This is a genomic window from Azonexus caeni (genome assembly GCF_048146105.1).
In the GTDB taxonomy this organism is placed as follows: domain Bacteria; phylum Pseudomonadota; class Gammaproteobacteria; order Burkholderiales; family Rhodocyclaceae; genus Azonexus; species Azonexus aromaticus_B.
Window position 1 is genome coordinate 72,608 of sequence record NZ_JBKJAD010000017.1, and the last position, 20,968, is coordinate 93,575.

Sequence of the window (20,968 nt, forward strand, 5' to 3'; positions counted from 1 at the left end):
GGCGGCGATGGCAAACGCGCGGCAACTGGCGGAACGCATCGTCGTCCGCGAACGCGGCAGCGGTTACCTGTGCCTGGCGCTGCCCGGCGAACTCTGCGCGGCGCCGCTCGCCGCCGGCATCGAAACCGGCATGGCCGGGCTGGCCGGCGTCCGCCGTGCCCATGTCGATGCGGCCGGACAGTCGCTGACGCTGGGTTTCGACGCGGCGCTGCTATCGACGGCGAGCGTCGCCCGTCACCTGTTCTCCCTGCTCGAACGCCTGCCGGAAGAGGCGGCCGGCGCAGCGCCGGCGCTCGGCCTGCAGCCGGCGCTCGACCGCCTGAAGACGATCCTGATCCCGCCCGGCGAGGCGCCGCCCGGTTCGCTGCGCGCCCGCGTGCAGCCGGTGCTGGAAAGCGCGCTGACGGAAAAGGCGATGACCAATTTCTTCAACGACATCGTCGCCTTCTACCTGATCAAGACGCACTGGGACCTGATCACCAAGCGCTGGCTGCAGAACCCGCTGGCCCACAGCAATGCCTGGCTGACCGTCTTCTACCTGGTCTTCCTGCTGGTCCGCTACCGCAAGACATGAAGCAATTTCGCGTCGCCCACCGCCTGCGCCGTCGCCTGCGCATCGTTTCGCCGGTGCTGGTGAGGCACGCGGAGCGCTGCTACCTGCTGGAAATCCTGCTGCGCAAGCAGCCGGCGGTGCGCGAGGTCAGTGTCGTCGTCGATATCGGTTCGCTGACCGTCCGTTATGACCCCGACGCGCTGCCCGAGGCGCGCCTGCTGGCGACGCTCGACGCCATCCTCGGCCACCTGCAGGCGGCGCCGCCGCCCGCGCCGGTGGCACCGCCGCCGGCCGACGCGCCGCTCAGCGAGTGCTCGCTGTCGGTGGAGGGGATGACCTGCGCCTCGTGCGCGCTGCTGATCGAGATGAAGCTGCGGCGCGACCCGCGGGTGCGCGAGGCCAGCGTCAATTTCGCCGCCGCCAGCGTCAACGTGCGCGGCGCGATCGACCGCGCTGGCGTCGCCGAAGTGATCCATCGTCTCGGCTACGCGGCGCAGCCGATGGACACGCTGGCGCAGCGCCGCCAGGTGATCGCCCGCGAGCAGGCGCGCATCGCCGAGGCGCGCCGGCGCAGCATCCGCTCGGCGCTGCTCAGTGCGCCGGTGGTGCTATCCGGGATGTTGATGCACCGCTCGCCGGCGCTGCGCCTGGTCGAGTTCGCGCTGTCTTCGGCGGTGCTCTTCGGCAGTGGCGGCGAGATCTTCCGCAAGGCCTGGCAGCTCGCCCGCCAGGGCGAGGCCAACATGGATACGCTGATCGCCATCGGCGCCGGCGCCGCCTGGGGCTACAGCCTGCCTGGCCTGTTCGGGCGTCGTCATCACGTCTATTTCGAATCGGCGGCGGCGATCTGCGCCTTCGTGCTGTTCGGCCGCTACCTGGAAGAGCGTGCCAAGGGCAAGGCCGGCGAAGCGATCCGCCAGTTGATCGAACTGCAGCCGGAAACCGCGCTGCGCGTTGCGGCCGACGGTGCAGAAAGCGAAGTTCCGATCGACGACGTGCGCCTCGGCGACCGCCTGCGCGTGCGCGCCGGCGCCCGCGTGCCGAGCGACGGCATCGTCGTCGATGGCGCGAGCAGCGTCGACGAAGCGATGCTCAGCGGCGAATCCTTGCCGGTCGCCAAGGCGCCCGGCGACCGCGTCGTCGGCGGCTGCATCAACGGCAACGGCAGCTTCGTGCTGCGCGTCACGGCGGTCGGCGCCGACACCGTGCTGTCCGGCATCGTCCGCCTGGTCGATCAGGCGCAGGGCAGCAAGCTGCCGGTGCAGAAACTGGCCGACCGCATTTCGGCGCGTTTCGTGCCGGCGGTGGCCGGCGTCGCCGGGCTCACCTTCGGCGGCTGGGCGCTGGCCGGCGCGCCGGCGGCAACGGCGCTGTCGCATGCCGTCGCCGTGCTGCTGATCGCCTGTCCCTGCGCCCTCGGGCTGGCGACGCCGACGGCGATCATGGTCGGCACCGGCCAGGCGGCGCGCCGTGGCATCTACATTCGCCACGGTGAGGCGCTGGAAACGGCGGCGCAACTGACGACGCTGGTGTTCGACAAGACCGGCACCATCACCGCGGGGCGGCCGACGGTCAGCGATGCCGTCCTCGCTGCCGGCCACGACGAGGCCCGGCTGGCGGCGCTGGTCAGCGCCGCCGAAAGCGGTTCCGAGCACTTCCTGGCACGCGCGCTGGGCGACTGGTGCCATGGGCGCCAGACCGGCGCGCTGAACGCCGAAAGCTTCGCCGCGCTGCCCGGGCGCGGCATCGTCGCCTCGGTGGGCGGGCAGCAATTGGTGATCGGCAACGCCGACCTCCTGCGCGAGCAGGGCGTCGATCCGGCGCCCTGGCAGGAAACCGCCGAGCGCTTCGCCGCGCAAGGCAAGACGCCGGTGTATGTGGCGCTCGACGGCGTGCCGGCGGCGATCTTCGCGATCGCCGACCAGGCCCGTCCGGGCGCCCGCGAGGCGATCGCGCTGCTGCACCGGCTCGGCCTGCAAACCGTGATGGCGACCGGCGATCTCGACGCGGTCGCTCGCCACGTCGCCGCCGAAGTCGGCATCGAGCGCGTGCTCGCCCGCCTGACGCCGGCTGACAAGCTGGCGCTGGTGCGCGAACTGCAGGCCGCCGGCGGCAAGGTCGGCATGGTCGGCGACGGCATCAACGACGCCCCGGCGCTGACCGCCGCCGACGTCGGCTTCGCCATCGGCGGCGGCGCCGGCATCGCCGTCGAGGCGGCGGCGGTGACCCTGGTCGGCGGCGACATCGCGCGCGTCGCCGCCGGCATCGAGCTGTCGCGGCGGACGATGGCGATCATCCGCCAGAACCTGTTCTGGGCGCTCGGCTACAACGTCGTCGCCATTCCCTTCGCCGCCGCCGGCCGGCTGACGCCGATGATCGCCGCTGCGGCGATGGCGATGAGTTCGCTGTCGGTGGTCGGCAACTCGCTGCGCTTGCAACGCTGAACCTTGAAACCTCAGTTGACCGCTTGTCTCTCCTTGTGCCGCCGCATGCATGCTGACCTCCGCGCCTGCGCTACGACTGGCGCTACGTGGCCGCGGGCACGTCCGGACGGGCGCCCGGCTTGGTGGCTGTGCCGAAACTCGTTGCCCGCAGAAATTTTCGCCGGCGCGTTTTCGCGCCGCCTTGCCGGCATGAGCCTGCCGCGTCGTCGCTGCGCGCCGGCCATCCCGTCCAAACGCGCCAGCGGCCGCGTCCAACCTAGGTTGCAAGCTTGATGGATTTTTCCCCGGCTGCCGGCGAACTGCCGCTGTTCCTCGCCTTCATGACCGGGCTGCTCGGCGCCGGCCACTGCCTGGGCATGTGCGGCGGGCTGGTGTCCGCCTTCTTCATGAAACTCGGCGCGCGCGGCCCCGCTCCTTATCTCGCCTACCACGGCGCGCGCATCGGCATCTACGCCGTGGTCGGCGTGATCGCCGCCGGGCTCGGTCAGGTGCTCGTGTCCACCGGCTGGATCGGTCTCTGGCAGGGCGTGTTGCAGATCGTCGCCGGGATCGTCGTGATCCTGCTCGGCCTCGACCTGCTCGGCGTCTCGCCGTGGCGCAACAGCCTCGGCTTCGCGCCGCTCGCCTGGCTGCGCCGCCAGTTTGCCCAGGCGGTGAACCGGGGGCCGGTGCGCGGCGCGCTGATCGGCGGCGCGATCAACGGCCTGATGCCCTGTTCGATGACGATGGCGATGGCGGTCAAGGCCACCACCGTTCCCTCGCTCGGCGGCGGTGCGCTGCTCATGCTCGCCTTCGGCGCTGGCACCCTGCCGGCCATGCTCGCCGCCTCCGTCCTCTTCGGCCGCCTCGGCCCGCGCTTGCGCGGCTGGCTGCTCAAGGGCGCGGCGCTTTTCGTCATCGCGCTGGGCGCCTCGACGCTGTGGCAGGGGCTGCGCTACTACCTGGTGATGTACCGGCTGATCGTCTGAGCCCGGCCCGCCAGTCTTACGAGAGCTTGCCCTGGCGCTTGAGCTTTTCCCGGTCGCCGTCGTAGCGCCGGTTCAGGCTGCGCGCGTAGTCCTCCAGCGCCGCCGCCAGCGCCTCGGCAAAGGTGCCGAGACGGCCCCCGGCAACCGCCTGCACCGCCTCGGCGCGGGTGCGTTCGGAGAAGGCGTACTTGCTGACCGGGCTCATCACCCCGCGCAGGTCGGAGCCGATCAGGTAGGTCGCCGTCGCCACCTCGATCAACGGCTTCGGCTCGCCAGCAACGCCGTAATCCGGCGCGTAGATCGCCGTGAAGCCGCGCCGCCGCTCACGCAGCATGCACTCCGCCGCGCAATTGATCGAACAGGTCCCCTCGGCATGCCCATCGCCGTAATGCAGCAGGTGACGGGCATAGTGGTACTGGCGGCGGTCCATGTTGCAGACGACGCAGCGCGGGTGTTTTTCGAGTTCGTTGTCGAGCGGGGTGAGGTCGGTCGCCTGGTTGGCGTCGGCGGCCCGCAGCGGGCCAGCATGGGCCAGCAGCAGCGGGCTGGCGAGCAGGAAATCTCGGCGTTTCATCGTTCAGTACGCTCCGCGCAAGGTAAGCATGAAGCTACGTGGCTCACCGTAGAAATTGTAGGAATTTGGGGTGCCGACCGAAGCGTAATACTTGCGATCGAGGATGTTGTTGACTGCAAGCGTGAGCGAATAATGCCGGTCGATCTGGTAGGCAATACTTCCGTTGACCACCGCGTAGCCGCTATTGACGACTTCGTCGCGCCAGCCGCGCGAGCTTTGCGCCTTGTCCTGAGCGAGGACGCCGAGGCCGACGCTGAAGCCGGCGAGCGCGCTGTCCTGGTCGAAGCGGTAGTTGCTCCACAGCTTGAACTGGTGCTTCGGGGTCTGGATTGAATAGCTCTTGCCCTGATCCTTGCGGTCCTTCAGAAACTTGGTGGTCAGGTAGGTGTAGCCGGCGATCACGTCCAGGCCGCGTGCCGGTTTGCCGCTCAACTCGATTTCCCAGCCCTTGCTTTCGACTTCGCCGGCATTCAGGTAGAAGTTCGACGTGGGATAGGCCGGGTCGGCATAGGCGCGGTTCTTGTCGCGGATGTCGAACCAGGCAAGCGAGGCCGCCAGCTTGCCGTCGAGGAACTCGCCTTTGCCGCCGAGTTCGTATTGCTTGCCGACGCGCGGGTCGAGGGTGCTGCCGTCCGCCTTGAGCTGGGTCTGCGGGGTGAAGATGTCGGCGTAGCTGCCGTAGAGCGTAATCTCCTTGCTGACGTCGTAGAGGAGGCCGAGGTAAGGCGTGAATTCGTGTTTGGTTTTGGCGCCGTCCTTCCAGGCGGTGGGCGCCGAGGGGGCAATGTTGCGGGTCTTGGCGAGGAAATGGGTCGTCCGCCCACCCAGGATCAGGGTCAGCGGGTCGGCGAGGCTGAGGCGGAGCTGGGAGTAGAAACCATGCTGTTCGGTACTGGCATCGCTGCCAGAAGTGTAAGCGATGCTGGGCTCGGTCAGCGGGCGGAGATCGCCGAACAGCACATTGGTGTAGGTCGGTCCGCGGCCGAATTTGCCCGAGTTTTTATATCGCTCCCAATTGAATCCGAGCAGCAGATTGTGTTTGCGACCGAGCAGTTCGAAGGGGCCATTGGCGAATAGATCGACGCCGTCGCGGCTGTAGTCGTAATCGCCCTGCATGCTGGCGTAGTCGAGGCGTCCGGTGGTCGCATTGACCGATGAATAGGTGTAGGCGTACTTGTAATACTGGCGCCAGTCACGCTGGTTGGCGGTGAGCTTGGCGACCCATTCGTTGGCGAAGCGGTGTTCCGCCGAGAAGGACAGTTCCTCGGTGTGATACAGCAGTTTTCCCCAGTCGGGAGCATTGAAGGTCGAACGGGAAACATCGAGCAACTGGTAATGACCTTTGCCGTCGACGATGCTGGAAGCGGGAAGCCCGGACGACGGCGCTTTGACGTCGGCGTCCTGGGCGGTGAACGAGAGCCCCAGCGTGGTCGCTGGCGTCAGGTCGTATTCCAGCGCGCCCATCGCCAGCCATTTCTGGCCATGGGTGTGATCGTAGAAATAGCCCCGGTTTTCTTCCGCCAGCACCAGTCGGCCGCGCAGACTGCCGTCCTGGTTCAACGGCCCGGTGAGATCGCCTTCCAGGCGGTAGTTGTCCCACGAGCCGGCGCCTGCCGCCCAGGAGAAAGCGAAGTCCTTCCGGGGGCGTTTTTTGACCAGATTGACGACACCGCCGGGTTCGCCGACGCCGCGCAACAGACCGGCCGGGCCGCGCAGGACTTCGATGCGCTCGTAGAGCGGCAGGTCGAACTGATGCGACGGGGTCATGCCGTTGTATGAGGTGACGCCGTCGTACATCACGCCCAGGCCGTAGCCGCGTGCATAGTATTGCGCGCTGGAGGTGTCGTTGGCGATGACGTTGATGCCGGTAACCTGCTGCAAGGCATCCTGCATGGTGATCAGGTTCTGGTCTTCGATTTGCTGGCGCGTCAGCACGGAAACCGAGTTGGCGATTTGCCGGGGCGCCAGGGGAACTTTGCTCGCCACGCCGGCGAGCGGCGCCTTGTAGCCGGTGTCCGCCGTGGCCGAGATGCGGATTTCCGGGAAATTGGCGGTATGCCCGGGGAGGCGGCGGATGACGTAGCTGCCGTGGTGGAAATCGGCCTGCAGGCCGCTACCGGCGAGCAGCTTGCTGACTGCCGCTGCCGTTTCCAGATTGCCTTGCAGGGCGGGAGACTGCAGGCCTTGCAGGTCGGCCGGGTTGAACAGTATCTGGATGCCGCTCTGGCGGGCGAGCATGGTCAGCGCGCTGCCCAGCGGCTGGGCCGGGATGTCGAACTGGGTGGCGAAGGCGGCATGAGTGCTGGCGCAGAATGCGGCGGCGAGCAGCGTGTTAAGTAACGACTTATGCATGGAGAACCCCGTGAACTATGGTTTTGTCTTGGGCACGATCCGGGCGTGCTGGGGTGGTAGACGCTGGTCCTGCCGACAACCTGACATCGCGACGCAAAAAATCAGCGGGCGACGATCACGGTTTGGCCGTCGCGTTCGACCAGGCGCAGGGGATAGAGGCGGGTCAGCGCAGCCAGCAGGCCGGCGCGGTCGGTGGCCGAGAAGACGCCGCTGATCCGGTAGGCGGCCAGGCTTGGATCGGCAAGGCGCACCGGGCGCGCGTGCTGCCGGTTGATCTGGGCGACGACCTCGGCCAGGTCGGCGTCGTCGAATTGCCAGCGGCCGTTGGTCCAGGCCTCGGGACTGTCCGCTGCCAGCCGGCGGGCGGGCGAAAGTTGCCCGAAGCGGTACGAAAGCTGCTCGCCGCGGCCGATTTCCCGGGCGGCCTCGGTGCTCGCCAGTCGGACTTCGACCCGTCCTTCGGCGACGCTGACGGTGACGCGGTCGTCATCGCGGCGAACGTTGAAACGGGTGCCGATGTCGCGCGTTTCGCCGTCGCCGGCGACGACGACGAAGGGGCGCAGGTCGGGAGCGACCTCGACGAAGACCTGGCCCTGTTCGAGGATCAGTCGCCGTTGCAGCAGCGTATGTTCGATGCGGATGCGGGTGTTTCCATCAAGGTGGAGCGAACTGCCGTCGGCCAGGACGAGCTCCGCCCGTTCGCCGGTTTGGGTCAGTTGCACGGTTTCGCTGGCGAAGCGCTGCTGCAGTCCGGTCAGGGCCACCAGGCCGAGAATCAGCAGTGCCGCCGTGGTCTGCCGGCGCTTCTTGTGCCGTGGCTTGACCTGTTCGAGTGCGCCCCACAGGCGCTGGAACTGGGCATATTCCTCGCGATGCCTGGCCGAAAGTTCCATCCAGGCGGCAAATTCCTTCCGCTGCCGGGGATCGGCGCCAGCCTCGTTGAGGCGCAGGAACCAGCGGGCGGCCTCTTCGGCAACCGGGTCGTCGGCCTGCGCGCTCATTGGAGAGCGCTCCGCAACTGGAGCAGGGCGCGGATCAGCAGTTTTTCGATGGCGTTCAGCGTGACTCCGTATTCGGCGGCGAGGGTTTTCTGCGGCAAGCCGTCGAACTTGTGGCGGATGAAGACTTCCCGGCAGCGCGCAGGCAGGGTATCGATCGCCGCCTGCAGGCGGCGCAGTTCCTGGCGGGCGATGGCATGGCGCTCCGGCGCTGGGGCGGGGCACGGCAGGTCGGCGCAGTCGTCCAGGTTGAGCTGCTTTCCCGCCAGTGGGGCTTGTCGCCGGTAATGGTCGATCGTCAGATGTTCGGCGATGCGGAACAGATAGGCGCGGCTTTTGTCGGGGGCGGGCACCTGGTCGACGCTGAGCAGGCGGACAAAGGTTTCCTGGGCGAGGTCCGCGACGGTGTCCCGGCAAGCGATCCGGCGCCCGATGTAACGGCGGATTTCGCCGATGTGGTCGAGGTAGAGCGCCGTCACGAAGCGGTTCATGGAAACGTGGTCCTGCGTTTTCGATAGCCCGCGAATGATAGTGGCCGCTAGCGCAGGTCCCGTGTGGCATATTGCCGCAGCGGGCGGCGAGGCCTTGCCGGCGGCCGCTTGCCCGCTGCGACATTCGGTCACTTCTGTACCGCCTGGCGCCCGTCGAGAATCCGCCGGTCTGCTGTCCGCCATCACAGACAAGCCGGTCAGGCACGCGGGGCGGCAGGGCAGTTGGGGGTTCCAGTCAACAACCGGATTCAGGCCGGAGGGTGCATGCAAACGAGAGAAAGCGTGGCGTTTTTGGACGCGCCGTGGCGCCGCCTGGCCGAAGCGGGGATTGGCGAATCCAGCCATCTCATCAACCAGGGAGTATCGTCATGATCGACTCGACAGTCGTCGACCTGTCGCGGCTGCAGTTCGCGGCCACTGCTTTTTACCATTTCCTCTTCGTTCCCTTGACGCTGGGTCTGTCGATCCTGCTGGCCATCATGGAAACGGTCTATGTGATGAGCGGCAAGGAAATCTACCGCGACATGACCAAGTTCTGGGGCAAGCTGTTCGGCATCAACTTCGCGCTCGGCGTCACCACCGGCATCACCATGGAGTTCCAGTTCGGCACCAACTGGGCTTATTACTCGCACTACGTCGGCGACATCTTCGGCGCGCCGCTGGCGATCGAGGGGCTGATGGCCTTCTTCCTCGAATCGACCTTCATCGGCCTCTTCTTCTTCGGCTGGGACCGCCTGTCGAAGCGCGGCCACCTGGTGATCAACTACCTGACCGGCATCGCCTCGAACTTCTCGGCGCTGTGGATCCTGATCGCCAACGGCTGGATGCAGAACCCGGTCGGTTCCGAGTTCAGTTTCGTCACCATGCGCATGGAGATGACGTCCTTCACCGATCTGCTGCTCAACCCGGCGGCGCAGGCGAAGTTCGTCCATACCGTGTCGGCCGGCTACGTCACCGGTTCGATCTTCGTCCTCGGCATCAGTTCCTGGTACCTGCTCAAGGGCGTGCATGTCGAGTTCGCCCGCCGTTCCTTCCGCATCGCCGCCGCCTTCGGGCTGGCCGCGGCGTGTTCGGTGATCGTCCTCGGCGACGAGTCGGGCTACGCGGTGACCGAGCACCAGCAGACCAAGCTGGCGGCGCTCGAAGCGATGTGGAAGACCGAGCCGGCGCCGGCACCGTTCACCTTGTTCGCGCTGCCCGATGACCAGCAGCGCACCAACCATGCCGAAGTGCAGATTCCCTACGCGCTCGGCCTGATCGCCACGCGCTCGACCGATACCGTGCTGCCCGGCATCGACCAGCTCGAAGCGCGCGCCGCCGAACGCATCGTCACCGGCATCGAGGCGGTCAAGCTGCTCGAGAAACTGCGCGCCGGCAGCGCCAGCGAAACGGAGAAGACCCGCTTCGCGGCGATCAAGGACGATCTCGGCTACGGTCTGCTGCTCAAGAAATACACCGCCGATGTCGCCCAGGCGACGCCGGAGATGATCGCCCGCGCCGCGCGCGACACCATCCCCGACGTGGCGCCGATGTTCTGGACCTTCCGCATCATGGTCGTCCTCGGTTTCCTGATGCTGGCGCTGATGCTGATCGCCTTCTGGGAATCGGCGAAGAACCGGATCGGCGAGAAGCGCTGGCTGCTGCGCTGGGCGCTGTGGTCGATCCCGCTGCCCTGGCTGGCTTGTGAAATGGGCTGGTTCGTCGCCGAGTACGGTCGCCAGCCGTGGACCATCTACGGCATCCTGCCGACCAACCTGTCCACCTCGGCGCTGTCCAGCGCCAGCCTGTACGGCTCGCTCGCTGGCTTCGTCGGCTTCTACACCCTGCTGCTGGTCGCCGAGATGTACCTGATGGTCAAGTTCGCCCGCCTCGGTCCGGCCAGTCTCGGCACCGGCCGCTACGAAGGCGAAAGCGCCCTGCTCAATCCCGCCAAGTAAGGAAACCGTCATGCTCGATTACGAAACCCTGAAACTCGTCTGGTGGCTGCTGGTCGGCGTCCTGCTGCTCGGCTTCGCCGTCATGGACGGCCACGACATGGGGGTCGGCACGCTGCTGCCCTTCATCGGCAAGAACGACGTCGAACGCCGCATCATCATCAACACCGTCGGTCCGCACTGGGACGGCAACCAGGTCTGGTTCATCACCGGCGGCGGCGCCATCTTCGCCGCCTGGCCGCTGGTCTACGCGACCGCCTTCTCGGGCTTCTACTGGGCGATGCTGGCCGTGCTCTGGGCGCTGTTCTTCCGCCCGGTCGGCTTCGACTACCGGAGCAAGATCGACAACCCGACTTGGCGCAAGACCTGGGACTGGGGCTTGTTCGTCGGCGGTGCCGTGCCCTCGCTGATCTTCGGCGTCGCTTTCGGCAACCTGCTGCAGGGCGTTCCCTTCCACTTCGAGAGCAACCTGATGCCGGTCTATACCGGTAGCTTCTGGGGCCTGCTCAATCCCTTCGCGCTGTTGGCCGGCGTCGTCAGTTTCGCGATGCTGACCTTCCACGGCGCCAACTACCTGATGATCCGCACCGAGGGCGCCGTCTATCAGCGGGCCAAGCTCGCCTCGACGCTGTTCGGCAGCGTCATGCTGCTCGCCTTCGCCGGCGCCGGCGTCTGGGTGGCGATGGGGATCAGCGGCTACGTCATCACCTCGCCGGTCGATCCCGGCGCGCTGCCCGATCCGCTGGCCAAGACGGTGGCGCTGCAGGCCGGGGCGTGGCTCGCCAACTTCAAGGCGCAGCCGCTGCTGTGGGCGATTCCCGGCGCCGGTTTGGGCGGCGGCCTGCTCGGCATCGTCTGCGCCCGTGCCGACAAGCCGCTGCTCGCCTTCATCGCCAGCGCGGTCGCCGAACTCGGCGTGATCGGCACGGCCGGCGTCGCCATGTTCCCCTTCGTCATGCCGTCATCCACCGACCTGCGCTCCAGCCTGACGGTCTGGGACAGCGTATCGAGCCACCTGACGCTGTCGGTGATGTTCTGGGCGGCGCTGATCTTCACGCCGATCGTCATCGCCTACACCGGCTGGGCCTACCGCGTGATGTCCGGCAAGGTCACCGCCGATTACATCGAAGCCAACAACAAGTCCGCTTACTGAAAGGGGAAAACATCATGTGGTATTTCAGCTGGGTACTGGGCCTCGCCATGGCCATCCTGTTCGCCGTCGTCAATGCCTTGTGGTTCGAGTCGCAGGTCGATCGCGCCGAGCAGGACAAATAAGCTCTCGTTGACGGCGGCCGCCGCGGCCGCCGTCCTTGCCGGGACGTTCCGTCGGGACGTCCCGGTTTTTTATTCGACGGCGAAACCGAGGTCAGGCGGCCGCCGCTTGGCCAGCTTGCGCTGCAGGGTACGGCGGTGCATCTTGAGGGCGCGGGCGGTGGCCGAGATGTTGCCGTCATTTTCCGCCAGCTTGCGCTGGATGTATTCCCACTGCAGGTGCTGGACGCTGAGCTGCTCCTCGTCGATCCGGGTGTCCAGCGCGATGTTGTCGTCGAGCAGGGCGCGCACCAGATCGCCGGTATTGGCCGGCTTCGGCAGGTAGTGACAGGCGCCCAGGCGCATCGCGGCGACCGTCGTCTGGATGCTGGCGTAGCCGGTGAGAACGACGATGCGCGCGGTCGGCGCGTAGGCGAGCAGGGGACGGATCAGGTTGAGTCCGGATTCGCCGCGCAGGTTGAGGTCGAGCACGACGTAGGCCGGCGCCTGCTCGGCGCAGACGGCCAGGGCTTCGTCGGCGCTGCTCGCGGTGCGTACCGCGAAACCGCGCCGCTGCAGGGAGCGGGCCAGTAGTGAGCGGTAACTCTCGTCGTCTTCGACGACGAGCAGGGGGCGGTTGGGGGAAGTCATGGCAATGCGGTTCCTTGCAAAGGCAGATCGAGTTCGATGCGCTGGCCGCCGTTATGTTGGCGTTGCCAGCGCAGCCTGCCGCCGGCCCGTTGCAGCGTGGCCTGGGCGAGTGCCAGGTCGGGGCCGGCGGCGTCCGGCGGCGCCGCGCCGTCGACGCTGATCGTCAATTGCCCGCCGTCGTGCTCGGCGCGCAGCCGCAACGGCCCGGCGCCGCGTCCGGCGTGCTCGAGCAGGTGGCCGAGGCCGCTTTCGACGGCGATGTCGAAATGCGGGGCGTGCTGCGCCAGCGTCGGCGCCAGCGTGTATTGCAGGCTGCTTGCCGGGTGGGTGGCTTGCCAGGCTTGCAGGAAAGCGTCGAGCCAGTGGGCGATCGACGGCCGGCTGGCGCTGGCCGGCTGGCTGGCGCGCCCGGAGAGGTGGTTGAGGGTCTGGCGGCAGCTTTCGATCTGCCGTCGCATCAATGCCAGATCGTCCCGGTAGGCGGTGGGAAAGGCATTGTCCTCGGCCCATTCCTCGAGCAGCAGGTTGAGGGTGGACAGCGGTGTCGCCATTTCATGGGCGGCGCTCGCCGCCAGCGTGCCGATCGAGGTCAGCCATTCATCCTTGAGCGTTTTTTCGCGGGCTTCGGCGAGCGCCGTGTCGCGCTCGCGCAGGGCGGCGCTCATGCTCTGGATGAACCAGATCGAGACGACGGTGGACACGACGAAGACCAGCCACATGCCGAGCAGGTGGAGGTAGGTGGCGCGTTGCGCGTCGAGGATGGGCAGCGGCAGGTAGAAGCGCCAGAGAAAGGAGTAGAGGAGAACCGAGATCAGGCCGAGCAGCCAGGCCCGGCGCCGGTCGAGGACGATGGCGCCGAAGGCGACCAGCGGCAGCAGGACCGAGATCAGCGGGTTGGTGGCGCCGCCCGAGAAGTAGATGAAGATCGACCAGCTCAGGACGTCGAACTGCAGTTGCGTCCACGGCGAGATCAGCGGGATGTCGTCGCCGGTATGCAGGCGCGAGGCCAGCCACAGGCAGCCGTTGAGGCAGGCGACGACGAGAGTGAAGGCGAACAGCCGGGGCAGCAGGTCGGCGCTGCCGAGGACGCTGGTGCTGACCGTGGTGGCGAGCAGCATGCCGCCGATCGAGAACCAGCGCAGGTCGATCAGGCGTATCCGGGTGAACTGGGTGGGGGTCGTCGGCACGGGAAAAAAGAAGCCCCGGGGGTTCGGGGCTGAAGGGATCGAGAGGTGTTCGCTACAAACACTGGTCCGCACGATAGCGCCAGGTGGCTCTGCTGTGGAGTGACCGAATGTCGCACCCGCCTCGGGGGCGGCCGGCGGGGGTCAGCCGGGGCCGTGGATGCGGCCGCGCGCCCGCGTCTGGTAATCGCGCAGCTGGCGCCGCCGCCTGGCCTTGACCCGCCAGTACCAGACGGCGCTGATCACGACGTAGCTGAGCAGGCCGAACAGCGTGGCCATGACGGCGAGCCCGGTGAGCAGCGGCAGGCCAAGGCGGCGAATTCGTTGCAGGACGCCGGCTTCCTGGTTTCCGTCTAGTTGTGTCGCGGGCGGAGCGGCGGCGTGGTCACCGCCATGAATCCAGACGCCGAGCTTGTAGGCGGCGTAATAGACGGGGCCGAAGGTCACCGGGTTGGTGACCAGCGTGCTCGCCGCGGCGGCCGGGACGTTGGCGCGCAGCAGGATGGCGGCGGCGGCCGAGAAGGGAATCTGGGCGATCGGAATGAGCAGGCCGAAGAAGATGCCGATCGCCACGCCGAGCGCGACGCCGCGGCGCGACCAGTGCCAGAGCCGGGGATGGGCGAGGAAGGGATGGAGCCAGCGCAGCCAGCGGTTCGTCATGATCTGCTCCCGGGTTGGGATGAGGGCGCGCAGGCGGCTGACGAATTGCTTCATGGCGGAGTACGGCGTCTTTCGGCGAAGGATCGGGGGCGGCAAATCATACCGTTTCGGCAATCCGCCGGGGGCCGCCGATGGCGCTTTGAGAGGTGGCGGGACGCCGTTTTCGCGCTACTTGCAACGCGGCCGGCTTGGCTCAATACTGTGCGACAGAAGGTCGCGGCGGCAAGGCGAGCTTCCGGACAACAGCGGCGTCAGCCGCAAGACAATAATCCTGATGGAGGAAGACAACCATGAACCAACCCGTTCACCTGCGTGCCCACAAACTGTCGGCCAGCGCCAGCCTGTGCGCCGCCGGTTTCAACCAGCTCGCCGCCGATTCGCCGGCGATCGAGGCGATGACCGATTTCTCCCGGGTCGCCGCGGTCAGCATCGCGCCCGAGGCGCTGATCGACGACGCCAACGCCCGCATGATTTCGCGCGGCGTCCGTCTGTTGATGGTGCTCGGCAAGGACGACGAGGTGGTCGGCCTGATCACCGCCCGCGACATCCTCGGCGAGAAGCCGCTGCAGGTCGCCCTGGCGCGCGCCAGCAAGCGCGACGAACTGCGCGTCGGCGAACTGATGACGCCGATCGGCAGCATCGACACGCTGGCCCTGGCCGATGTGCTGCGCGCCAGCGTCGGCGAAATCCTCGATGCACTGAAGCAGCTCGGGCGTCAGCACATCCTGGTCGAGGACAACGACCCGCTGACCGGTCTGCCGCGCGTCCGTGGCCTCTTCTCGGCGACCCAGATCGGTCGCGCGCTCGGCGTGCCGGTGCTCGGCTTCGACTTGCCGCGCACCTTTGCCGAGATCGAGGCGGCGCTGGTCAACTGAGCCGGCACAACTCAGGGTAAACGAGCGTGGCGCGGCGCCACGCTCTGACCCAACATGAGCGTTTTCTGCGGGCGGAGGAAACGATGGCGGGTGGTATTTCCAGCAATCCGGCGGGCAAGGTGATGTCGGCGCGCACCGCCGTCGCCCGCATCCGCGACGGCGACACCGTCGCCACCGGCGGCTTCGTCGGCATCGGCTTCGCCGAGAACATCGCCGTCGCCCTCGAACAGCGCTTTCTGGAAGCGCGCGAGAGCGACGTGCACGGTCTCGGCAGCCCGCGCGGCCTGACCCTGGTCTACGCGGCCGGGCAGGGCGACGGCAAGGAACGCGGCCTCAACCATCTCGGCCACGACGGCCTGGTCGACCGCGTCATCGGCGGCCACTGGGGACTGGCGCCGCGCCTGCAGGAACTGGCCGTGGCCAACCGGGTCGAGGCCTACAACCTGCCGCAGGGCGTCATCACCCATTTGTTCCGCGACATCGCCGCCGGCAAGCCGGGGACGATCAGCCGCATCGGCCTCGGCACCTTCGTCGATCCGCGTTTCGGCGGCGGCAGGCTGAACCAGCGAACGACCACCGAGATCGTCCGCCTGATGGAAATCGACGGCGAGGAATACTTGTTCTACAAGGCCTTCCCGATCCACGTCGGGATCATCCGCGGCACCACCGCCGATCCCGACGGCAACGTCACCATGGAAAAGGAGGCGCTGACGCTGGAAGCGCTGGCGATCGCGATGGCGGCCAGGAATTCGGGCGGCATCGTCATCGTCCAGGTCGAACGGATCGCCGAGCGCGGCTCGCTCAATCCACGGCAGGTGAAGATTCCCGGCATCCTGGTCGACTGCGTGGTGGTCGCCGAAAAGCCCGAATACCACATGCAGACCTTTGCCGAACCGTACAGTCCGGCCTTCGCCGGCGAGATTCGGGTGCCGATGTCGGCCCTGGCGCCGATGCCGATGAGCGAACGCAAGATCATTGCCCGCCGGGCGGCGATGGAGCTGACGCCGGGGGCGGTGGTCAATCTCGGCATCGGCATGCCGGAAGGCGTCGCCGCTGTCGCCGCCGAGGAAGGCATCGTCGACCTGATGACGCTTACCGCCGAACCCGGCGTCATCGGCGGCGTGCCGGCCGGCGGCCTCAACTTCGGCGCCGCCACCAACACCCAGGCGGTGATCGACCAGCCCAGCCAGTTCGACTTCTACGACGGCGGCGGTCTCGACATCGCCTTCCTCGGCCTGGCCCAGGCCGACCAGTACGGCAATCTCAACGTCTCGCGCTTCGGCCCGCGGCTGGCCGGCGCCGGCGGCTTCATCAACATCTCGCAGGCAGCGCGCAAGGTCGTCTTCGTCGGCACCTTCAGCGCCGGCCAACTGGAAGTCGCGGTCGACGGCGGTCGCCTGCGCATTCTGCAGGACGGTTCGGCGGTCAAGTTCGTCGATGAAGTCGAGCACCGTACCTTCTCCGGTCCGCAGGCGGTCCGCCGCGGCACGCCGGTGCTCTACGTCACCGAACGCTGCGTCTTCGAACTGAGCGCCGCCGGCCTGGTACTGACCGAAATCGCCCCCGGCGTCGACCTGCAACACGACATCCTCGACCGGATGGACTTCGCGCCGCTCTTGCCGACCACGCCGCGCCTGATGGACGCGCGCATCTTCCACGAGGCGATCATGCACCTGCGGGGCGATATGCTGGCGGCCGGCGCGGGCTAGTTGCCGGCTAGCAGTGCTCGGCTCCTAGTCGGCGGCGTCGATGCGCTCCGGCGTGCCATGCGGCAATGACAGTTCGTAGGCGCCGCAGAAGTCGCGCAAGCCTTCGTCGTCGTTTGGCGGGCCGTAGTTGCCGGTCGCCAGGTGGTAGTTGACCGTGTATTCGCGGCGGAAGAAGCTGCCGGAACTCGGATCGTGGCAGACCCGGCTCACCCGCAGCGTGGCAGGCGTGTTCCCGGAGGGCTGTTCGGCCGCTTCCACGGTTGAGAACGCAGAAAACAGAACCCGCTGATAACGACCATCAGCGCAAGCCATGAAAACTGCGTAGTAGCTGAGCGAGTGAGCTATTCCCACCAGACCGCTTTGTATCTCGACGATCAAGTCAGGGCGCCGGTCGCCATCGAGGTCGCCGCTGAAATGCTCGTAAGCCTTCAGGTAGCGGTCGGTATGGCACTCCGGCGGGGCGTCGTCCGGACAGATCGTCAAGGCCCGCTGCTCGTGGCGTTGGATGGTGTAAAAATTTTTTTGTCCCTGGCACGCACCCACTCTCGGCTCCGCCACGGCGTCCGGGACGGAACCGGAAAAGCACATGATGGATGCGAGCAGCAGGGCGGGAAGGAGGGAGCCGATTGCCGGTGCGCGGGAAAGATCCGTAGGGCTTGGTTGTTTCCCGGCCACCTCTTCCCTGAGGGCTTCGACAGCTTCTGTTACGCCAGCGAAGAAGTCCCAGCTGCCCAGCGTCCGTTCGGCGAATGGTGTGATGTCGTTCCGGTAAAGTGCGCGAAACAGTTCGCCCTTGTATTCAATATGGCTGATCGGGTGGGCGTCGATACTCAGGTCGAAAGCAAAAAATCCTGGCCGGATGCAGCCGTTGGGGGCGATTGCGGGCGCCAGGCTGGCCCGGACATCCCCATAGGCCATTGTATTGCCGTCGGCCGCGCGATGAAACAATCGGAAAATCCGGTCCGCATTGTCCCGGAAGCAGAAATCCCCGGCGGCGGACCAGTAGGCATAGTAGCGTGCCGTTTCGTCCTGATGGTATGAGCCCCTGACCGCCATCGTGTCGCGCAGGAACAGGGGGACTTCGCCATCGCTCGGCCATTCTTCCTCCGCCAACGCGTGCCAGTGCTCACTGACCTCGCTGAGCGCGATGAGTTCGTCACGGGTGTGATGTCTGGCGAGAATTACGAGCGCGTAGTTCATTGGCATCCGCTACACCGTTGCTGGCTTTTCCCGACGACATGGGCCGCGCGGGGTAAGTGGTCTTGTCGTCGTGCAGCGCGCCCGTGGTTTGCCAAGGCGATTACGAGTTCTGCTTGCACAAATTGCGGGTTCATCGCTGTTCGATGGTCGTTGCGATGCCGTGGCGTGTATTTGAACACTCGGGAGGTGTGCGGACGAACGGCGGCAGCTTGATCATCGCGATGGAATTTGGTCGGGAGAGTAGGGATTGCATCATGACGACGTCACGGCGGTCAGGGCAGTCTTGGCAGGCTGGCGTATGCCGTGCGCGCCGCAAACGTGGCGGGGAAACCGAGCTTGCTGCAAGGCGGCATCAACCGCAGCTTTCACAGCCCGGGCAGGTTCGGGATGATCGACAGGTAGACTCAGTTTGTATCCCGTTTGGCAGGTTACCGGCGCCCCAGGCTATACTGCCTACAGAGTCGGCGCCGATTGATCCGGCGACCACTGCCAGAAGGTTTCGCCGTAATCGCCACCGACGGAGGGCATGATCTCGCCCTGCTTGAAGTAGCGGCGCGAGTTGGCCTGCGCCGGGGTGAACCACCAGCCGGCTTCCGGGCAGGGCTGGTTGGCGGGAACGTTGTTTCTTTTTGATTCGCTTGACGCGCTTGCGCTGAGGGTCGCGACAAGAGCCTGGATATCGGAACCGCCAACGGGCGGCAGCTTCGCCGATGCGGCGTCAAATCGGGTGAAGTACGGCATGGCGCCTTGGCGTTGGGCCAACTGTCCAGGATTGTCTCCGAAGCAATAGACCATTTTTGGCGCGCGGACTGGCAACAAAACCCTGTTTAGCCAGACGTATGCAGGAGGCAAACCGTCATCTTTGTGCCCAGGTTCTGGGTAGGGGCCCGCCTGAATGAATACACCCTCGCCGCATGGCTCCACCACGAAGACGTCCTCCGGCAACTTAGCCTTCAGGGCATCAAAGCCGCCCAGCTTTTCCACCCAACGGGCACCGAGGACGTTGAGCCAATGGGGACTGTCGATGCCGAGGTGGCCCTGCTCATTCCAAAAGAGATTGGACATCTGCATGTAAGGCACGTTTACATCCACTCCGCTAAAAACTTGGCTCAGTTGGTACTCGGTGCTGCGGGTCGTCGTCTCTTCGTTGTAGGTGCGAAGAAGCCCCAGGCCTCCGTGGGCCTGGTCGACCTTGAGGCGGACGGCGCAGCGTTTCACCAGCTCGACGAAAGCGGAAAGCTTGCCATTGGTGATGTATTCGAGCGGCGCCTGCAGTTCCAGATAAGCAATGTCCTTGGGATACTCGGGGGCGCCATAGACTGGAAAACCCGCTGTGGAAAACAAGTAGTCACTCGCATCGTCCTCGTGCTTTCCGCCATGAACATAATATTGATAGTCGCCATGCTTCTCGGGGTCGCTCAAATAGGCGTCGAGTGGCGGCACCTTATCTGTAGGAAGCTTGTACCCTCGTATCGAACTCCCGAAACGATATATCCATTTCTGATGTTGCGTACCGACCAGGTCCCAGTAGTCTTTCCAGCATTCGATCAGGGCTTTTCTGGCCGCCTCGTTTGAATCCACCATCGGATGAAAATGGTCGAAGTAGAAGGTGGCATACAAACCGATGCGGTGTTCGACGAACTTGTGGTCGTCACGCCAGAGTTCGGCATAGGGTTTGACGCGCGCAAGGCGCTTGAGATAGGAGTCGGGCAACATTCGTCTTTCCTCAGGTGATCATCTTGCGGCGGCGGTTCCAACGCCTAACATCATCGCGATGAACGCGGCCACGCCGGCCGGAACCTCAACCGGGAGTGCAGCCACTGCAACGACACCGAGTGCAATCGCCGCGAGCAGCGCCAATCCGGTATTCACTTGCGCAGGCGCCAGATCGGGGGGCGGATGCCCATTATCCGAATTCCCGAGGGCAGCCGTCAAAGCCGCCGTCATCGCTGCCGCCCAGGCCATGAGTTCCTCGCGCGTGACTTCGCGAACGCGCTCGTTGCGCTTCTCGCATCGGCAGTCCTTGACCTCAATGAGGTCCACTCGCAATTCGTCGCCATTGACGATTCTTTTGTACGCCTGGAGCTGCTTGCGGTCTGGTTTTTCATCAAACTTCAACTCATAGATCATCGCGATGTTGCTTTCCTCCGGTGGCCTGGCAGGATTGCGAACGATGACGATGTCAGGCCGGCGGAGCGACACGCCGCCCTTGGTAAACGTCGGCTGTGATAGCAGGGGATTCTTGCGGCGGCCAACGTGACTGATGACGCCCCAATGCCAGTGCAGTGGCTTGGTGGGCGTGTTCCTCGACATGAGCGGCTGCGGGCGATTCGGCACCTTGTCACCAATGTTCTTGAAGCCGGCCCGGTAGCCGTCCATGTCAAACCAGACTTCAGCTTTCAGCGGGCTACGGTAGTTGGCTGCTTTGTCGAGTGACTGAAACAAGGTGGAGACACAATTTTGCTGGAGCTTTGGCGGCTTTGTGCTGGTGCTTTCTTCCGTTTCCGGTGCCGCTGCTGCTGCATCCAAACCGGGGGTCTCGCCATCGGTTTGCAGTTCCGGCGCTTTCTGATTGTCTGCAAAGAGCTTTTTGCATGCGCACATGACAACGCAGAGAAACTCCTTGACCGGATTCTTGAACGCGGGCAAACCCGTTGGCGCATCGGTGGTCATGCCTTGCGCGACCATTTGGCGCGTGCCACGGACGTCGATGATCGTGTAGCGTTCCTGGCTGCTCATGCTTTCAGTTCCAATCCATCTTGTTCGATTTCCAGCGTGATGGATTGGGGACTATCGGTATAGACAGTCTCAGTCCACCCCTGGTCGTCAGTGATGCCCTCGACGGTTTGGCCGTTGGCGGTGATCCAGTAACGCTCGTTCGCCTTGATCATGCCGGTGGCCCGATCTTTTACCTGAAAACGCTCCCGGTAGATGGTGCTTTCAGGCAATCCCTCCATCACCGCCTCTCCACTCCCCGGCCCCGTAAACGCATTACTACTCCCCTTCACCGAGAACGTCCCCGGGCAAGCGAAGGTGATGTTCGATCCTTCGAGGGTGACCGAGGATTGCCCGCCGACCAAGCGGATTTGCTTGTTGGCAAGGATGTGGATTTCGTCGTTGGAGC

Annotated in this window: 19 protein-coding genes; 8 read left to right on the plus strand and 11 right to left on the minus strand. The window is 65.7% G+C overall.

Features of this window, described 5'->3' with window-relative positions:
* Window positions 1-7: 7 nt before the first annotated feature.
* The 3 genes from ACLIIZ_RS15250 (at window position 8) to ACLIIZ_RS15260 (ending at window position 3,965) form a co-directional block, all read left to right on the plus strand.
* Window positions 8-574 (plus strand): hypothetical protein, encoded by a 567-nt coding sequence (locus ACLIIZ_RS15250; RefSeq protein WP_416693531.1) that lies wholly within the window; start codon window positions 8-10, stop codon window positions 572-574.
* Window positions 571-2,997, plus strand: a complete 2,427-nt coding sequence (locus ACLIIZ_RS15255) for a heavy metal translocating P-type ATPase (protein WP_416693533.1) — start codon at window positions 571-573, stop codon at window positions 2,995-2,997. The genes ACLIIZ_RS15250 and ACLIIZ_RS15255 overlap by 4 nt, the downstream gene beginning before the upstream one ends.
* 272 nt (window positions 2,998-3,269) lie before the next feature.
* Entirely contained in the window at window positions 3,270-3,965 is a 696-nt protein-coding gene (locus ACLIIZ_RS15260; RefSeq protein ID WP_416693535.1) for a sulfite exporter TauE/SafE family protein, read from the plus strand.
* A 16-nt stretch (window positions 3,966-3,981) separates the two neighbouring features.
* Here the strand turns inward: ACLIIZ_RS15260 and ACLIIZ_RS15265 are convergent, their stop codons facing one another.
* The 4 genes from ACLIIZ_RS15265 to ACLIIZ_RS15280 all read right to left on the minus strand — a co-directional run bounded on the left by ACLIIZ_RS15265 (window position 3,982) and on the right by ACLIIZ_RS15280 (window position 8,380).
* Window positions 3,982-4,539 (minus strand): nitrous oxide reductase accessory protein NosL, encoded by a 558-nt coding sequence (locus ACLIIZ_RS15265; protein WP_416693538.1) that lies wholly within the window; start codon window positions 4,537-4,539, stop codon window positions 3,982-3,984.
* 3 nt (window positions 4,540-4,542) lie between these two features.
* Entirely contained in the window at window positions 4,543-6,891 is a 2,349-nt protein-coding gene (locus tag ACLIIZ_RS15270; RefSeq protein WP_416693540.1) for a TonB-dependent siderophore receptor, read from the minus strand.
* Window positions 6,892-6,992: 101 nt separating this feature from the next.
* Window positions 6,993-7,892: a FecR family protein gene (locus ACLIIZ_RS15275; protein ID WP_416693542.1), complete on the minus strand. Its 900-nt coding sequence runs from the start codon at window positions 7,890-7,892 to the stop codon at window positions 6,993-6,995.
* Entirely contained in the window at window positions 7,889-8,380 is a 492-nt protein-coding gene (locus ACLIIZ_RS15280; protein WP_416693544.1) for an RNA polymerase sigma factor, read from the minus strand. The genes ACLIIZ_RS15275 and ACLIIZ_RS15280 overlap by 4 nt, the downstream gene beginning before the upstream one ends.
* Before the next feature lie 368 nt (window positions 8,381-8,748).
* On the opposite strand from ACLIIZ_RS15280, the gene ACLIIZ_RS15285 reads away from it, so the two are divergent.
* From ACLIIZ_RS15285 to cydX, 3 genes are read left to right on the plus strand one after another with little or no spacing between them, the layout of a single operon-like run.
* On the plus strand, window positions 8,749-10,317 hold the full coding sequence (locus ACLIIZ_RS15285) for a cytochrome ubiquinol oxidase subunit I (RefSeq protein WP_416693546.1): 1,569 nt from the start codon (window positions 8,749-8,751) through the stop codon (window positions 10,315-10,317).
* 10 nt (window positions 10,318-10,327) lie between these two features.
* Window positions 10,328-11,467 (plus strand): cytochrome d ubiquinol oxidase subunit II, encoded by a 1,140-nt coding sequence (gene cydB / locus ACLIIZ_RS15290; protein ID WP_416693549.1) that lies wholly within the window; start codon window positions 10,328-10,330, stop codon window positions 11,465-11,467.
* 14 nt (window positions 11,468-11,481) lie between these two features.
* On the plus strand, window positions 11,482-11,589 hold the full coding sequence (gene cydX / locus ACLIIZ_RS15295; RefSeq protein WP_416693551.1) for a cytochrome bd-I oxidase subunit CydX: 108 nt from the start codon (window positions 11,482-11,484) through the stop codon (window positions 11,587-11,589).
* Window positions 11,590-11,658: 69 nt separating this feature from the next.
* On the opposite strand, the gene ACLIIZ_RS15300 is transcribed toward cydX, so the two are convergent.
* From ACLIIZ_RS15300 to ACLIIZ_RS15310, 3 genes are all read right to left on the minus strand, one after another.
* A complete protein-coding gene (locus ACLIIZ_RS15300; RefSeq protein ID WP_416693553.1) occupies window positions 11,659-12,216 on the minus strand; it encodes a response regulator transcription factor in 558 nt (185 codons plus the stop codon).
* Window positions 12,213-13,403, minus strand: coding sequence for a hypothetical protein (locus tag ACLIIZ_RS15305; RefSeq protein ID WP_416693555.1), 1,191 nt, complete (start codon window positions 13,401-13,403; stop codon window positions 12,213-12,215). Before ACLIIZ_RS15305 ends, ACLIIZ_RS15300 begins: the two co-directional genes overlap by 4 nt.
* Before the next feature lie 141 nt (window positions 13,404-13,544).
* Window positions 13,545-14,060, minus strand: coding sequence for a DUF2062 domain-containing protein (locus ACLIIZ_RS15310; RefSeq protein ID WP_416693557.1), 516 nt, complete (start codon window positions 14,058-14,060; stop codon window positions 13,545-13,547).
* 290 nt (window positions 14,061-14,350) lie between these two features.
* Between ACLIIZ_RS15310 and ACLIIZ_RS15315 the strand changes: the two genes are divergently transcribed.
* Together ACLIIZ_RS15315 and ACLIIZ_RS15320 are read left to right on the plus strand one after the other, a co-directional pair.
* Window positions 14,351-14,935 carry a CBS domain-containing protein gene (locus ACLIIZ_RS15315; RefSeq protein WP_416693559.1) on the plus strand — a complete coding sequence of 195 codons (585 nt, stop codon included), beginning with the start codon at window positions 14,351-14,353 and terminating at the stop codon, window positions 14,933-14,935.
* A gap of 83 nt (window positions 14,936-15,018) precedes the next feature.
* The gene (locus ACLIIZ_RS15320; RefSeq protein WP_416693561.1) at window positions 15,019-16,644 is read left to right on the plus strand and encodes an acyl CoA:acetate/3-ketoacid CoA transferase; all 1,626 of its coding nucleotides are present in this window, start codon (window positions 15,019-15,021) and stop codon (window positions 16,642-16,644) included.
* A gap of 24 nt (window positions 16,645-16,668) precedes the next feature.
* Here ACLIIZ_RS15320 and ACLIIZ_RS15325 read toward each other — a convergent pair whose 3' ends face one another.
* The 4 genes from ACLIIZ_RS15325 to ACLIIZ_RS15340 all read right to left on the minus strand — a co-directional run.
* A complete protein-coding gene (locus tag ACLIIZ_RS15325; protein ID WP_416693563.1) occupies window positions 16,669-17,844 on the minus strand; it encodes a hypothetical protein in 1,176 nt (391 codons plus the stop codon).
* A gap of 453 nt (window positions 17,845-18,297) precedes the next feature.
* Entirely contained in the window at window positions 18,298-19,560 is a 1,263-nt protein-coding gene (locus tag ACLIIZ_RS15330) for a type VI immunity family protein (protein ID WP_416693565.1), read from the minus strand.
* An 18-nt stretch (window positions 19,561-19,578) separates the two neighbouring features.
* Window positions 19,579-20,583, minus strand: coding sequence for a hypothetical protein (locus ACLIIZ_RS15335; protein ID WP_416693567.1), 1,005 nt, complete (start codon window positions 20,581-20,583; stop codon window positions 19,579-19,581).
* On the minus strand, window positions 20,580-20,968 hold a 389-nt coding region (locus tag ACLIIZ_RS15340; RefSeq protein WP_416693569.1), incomplete at its 5' end, for a DUF2345 domain-containing protein. The genes ACLIIZ_RS15335 and ACLIIZ_RS15340, both read right to left, overlap by 4 nt.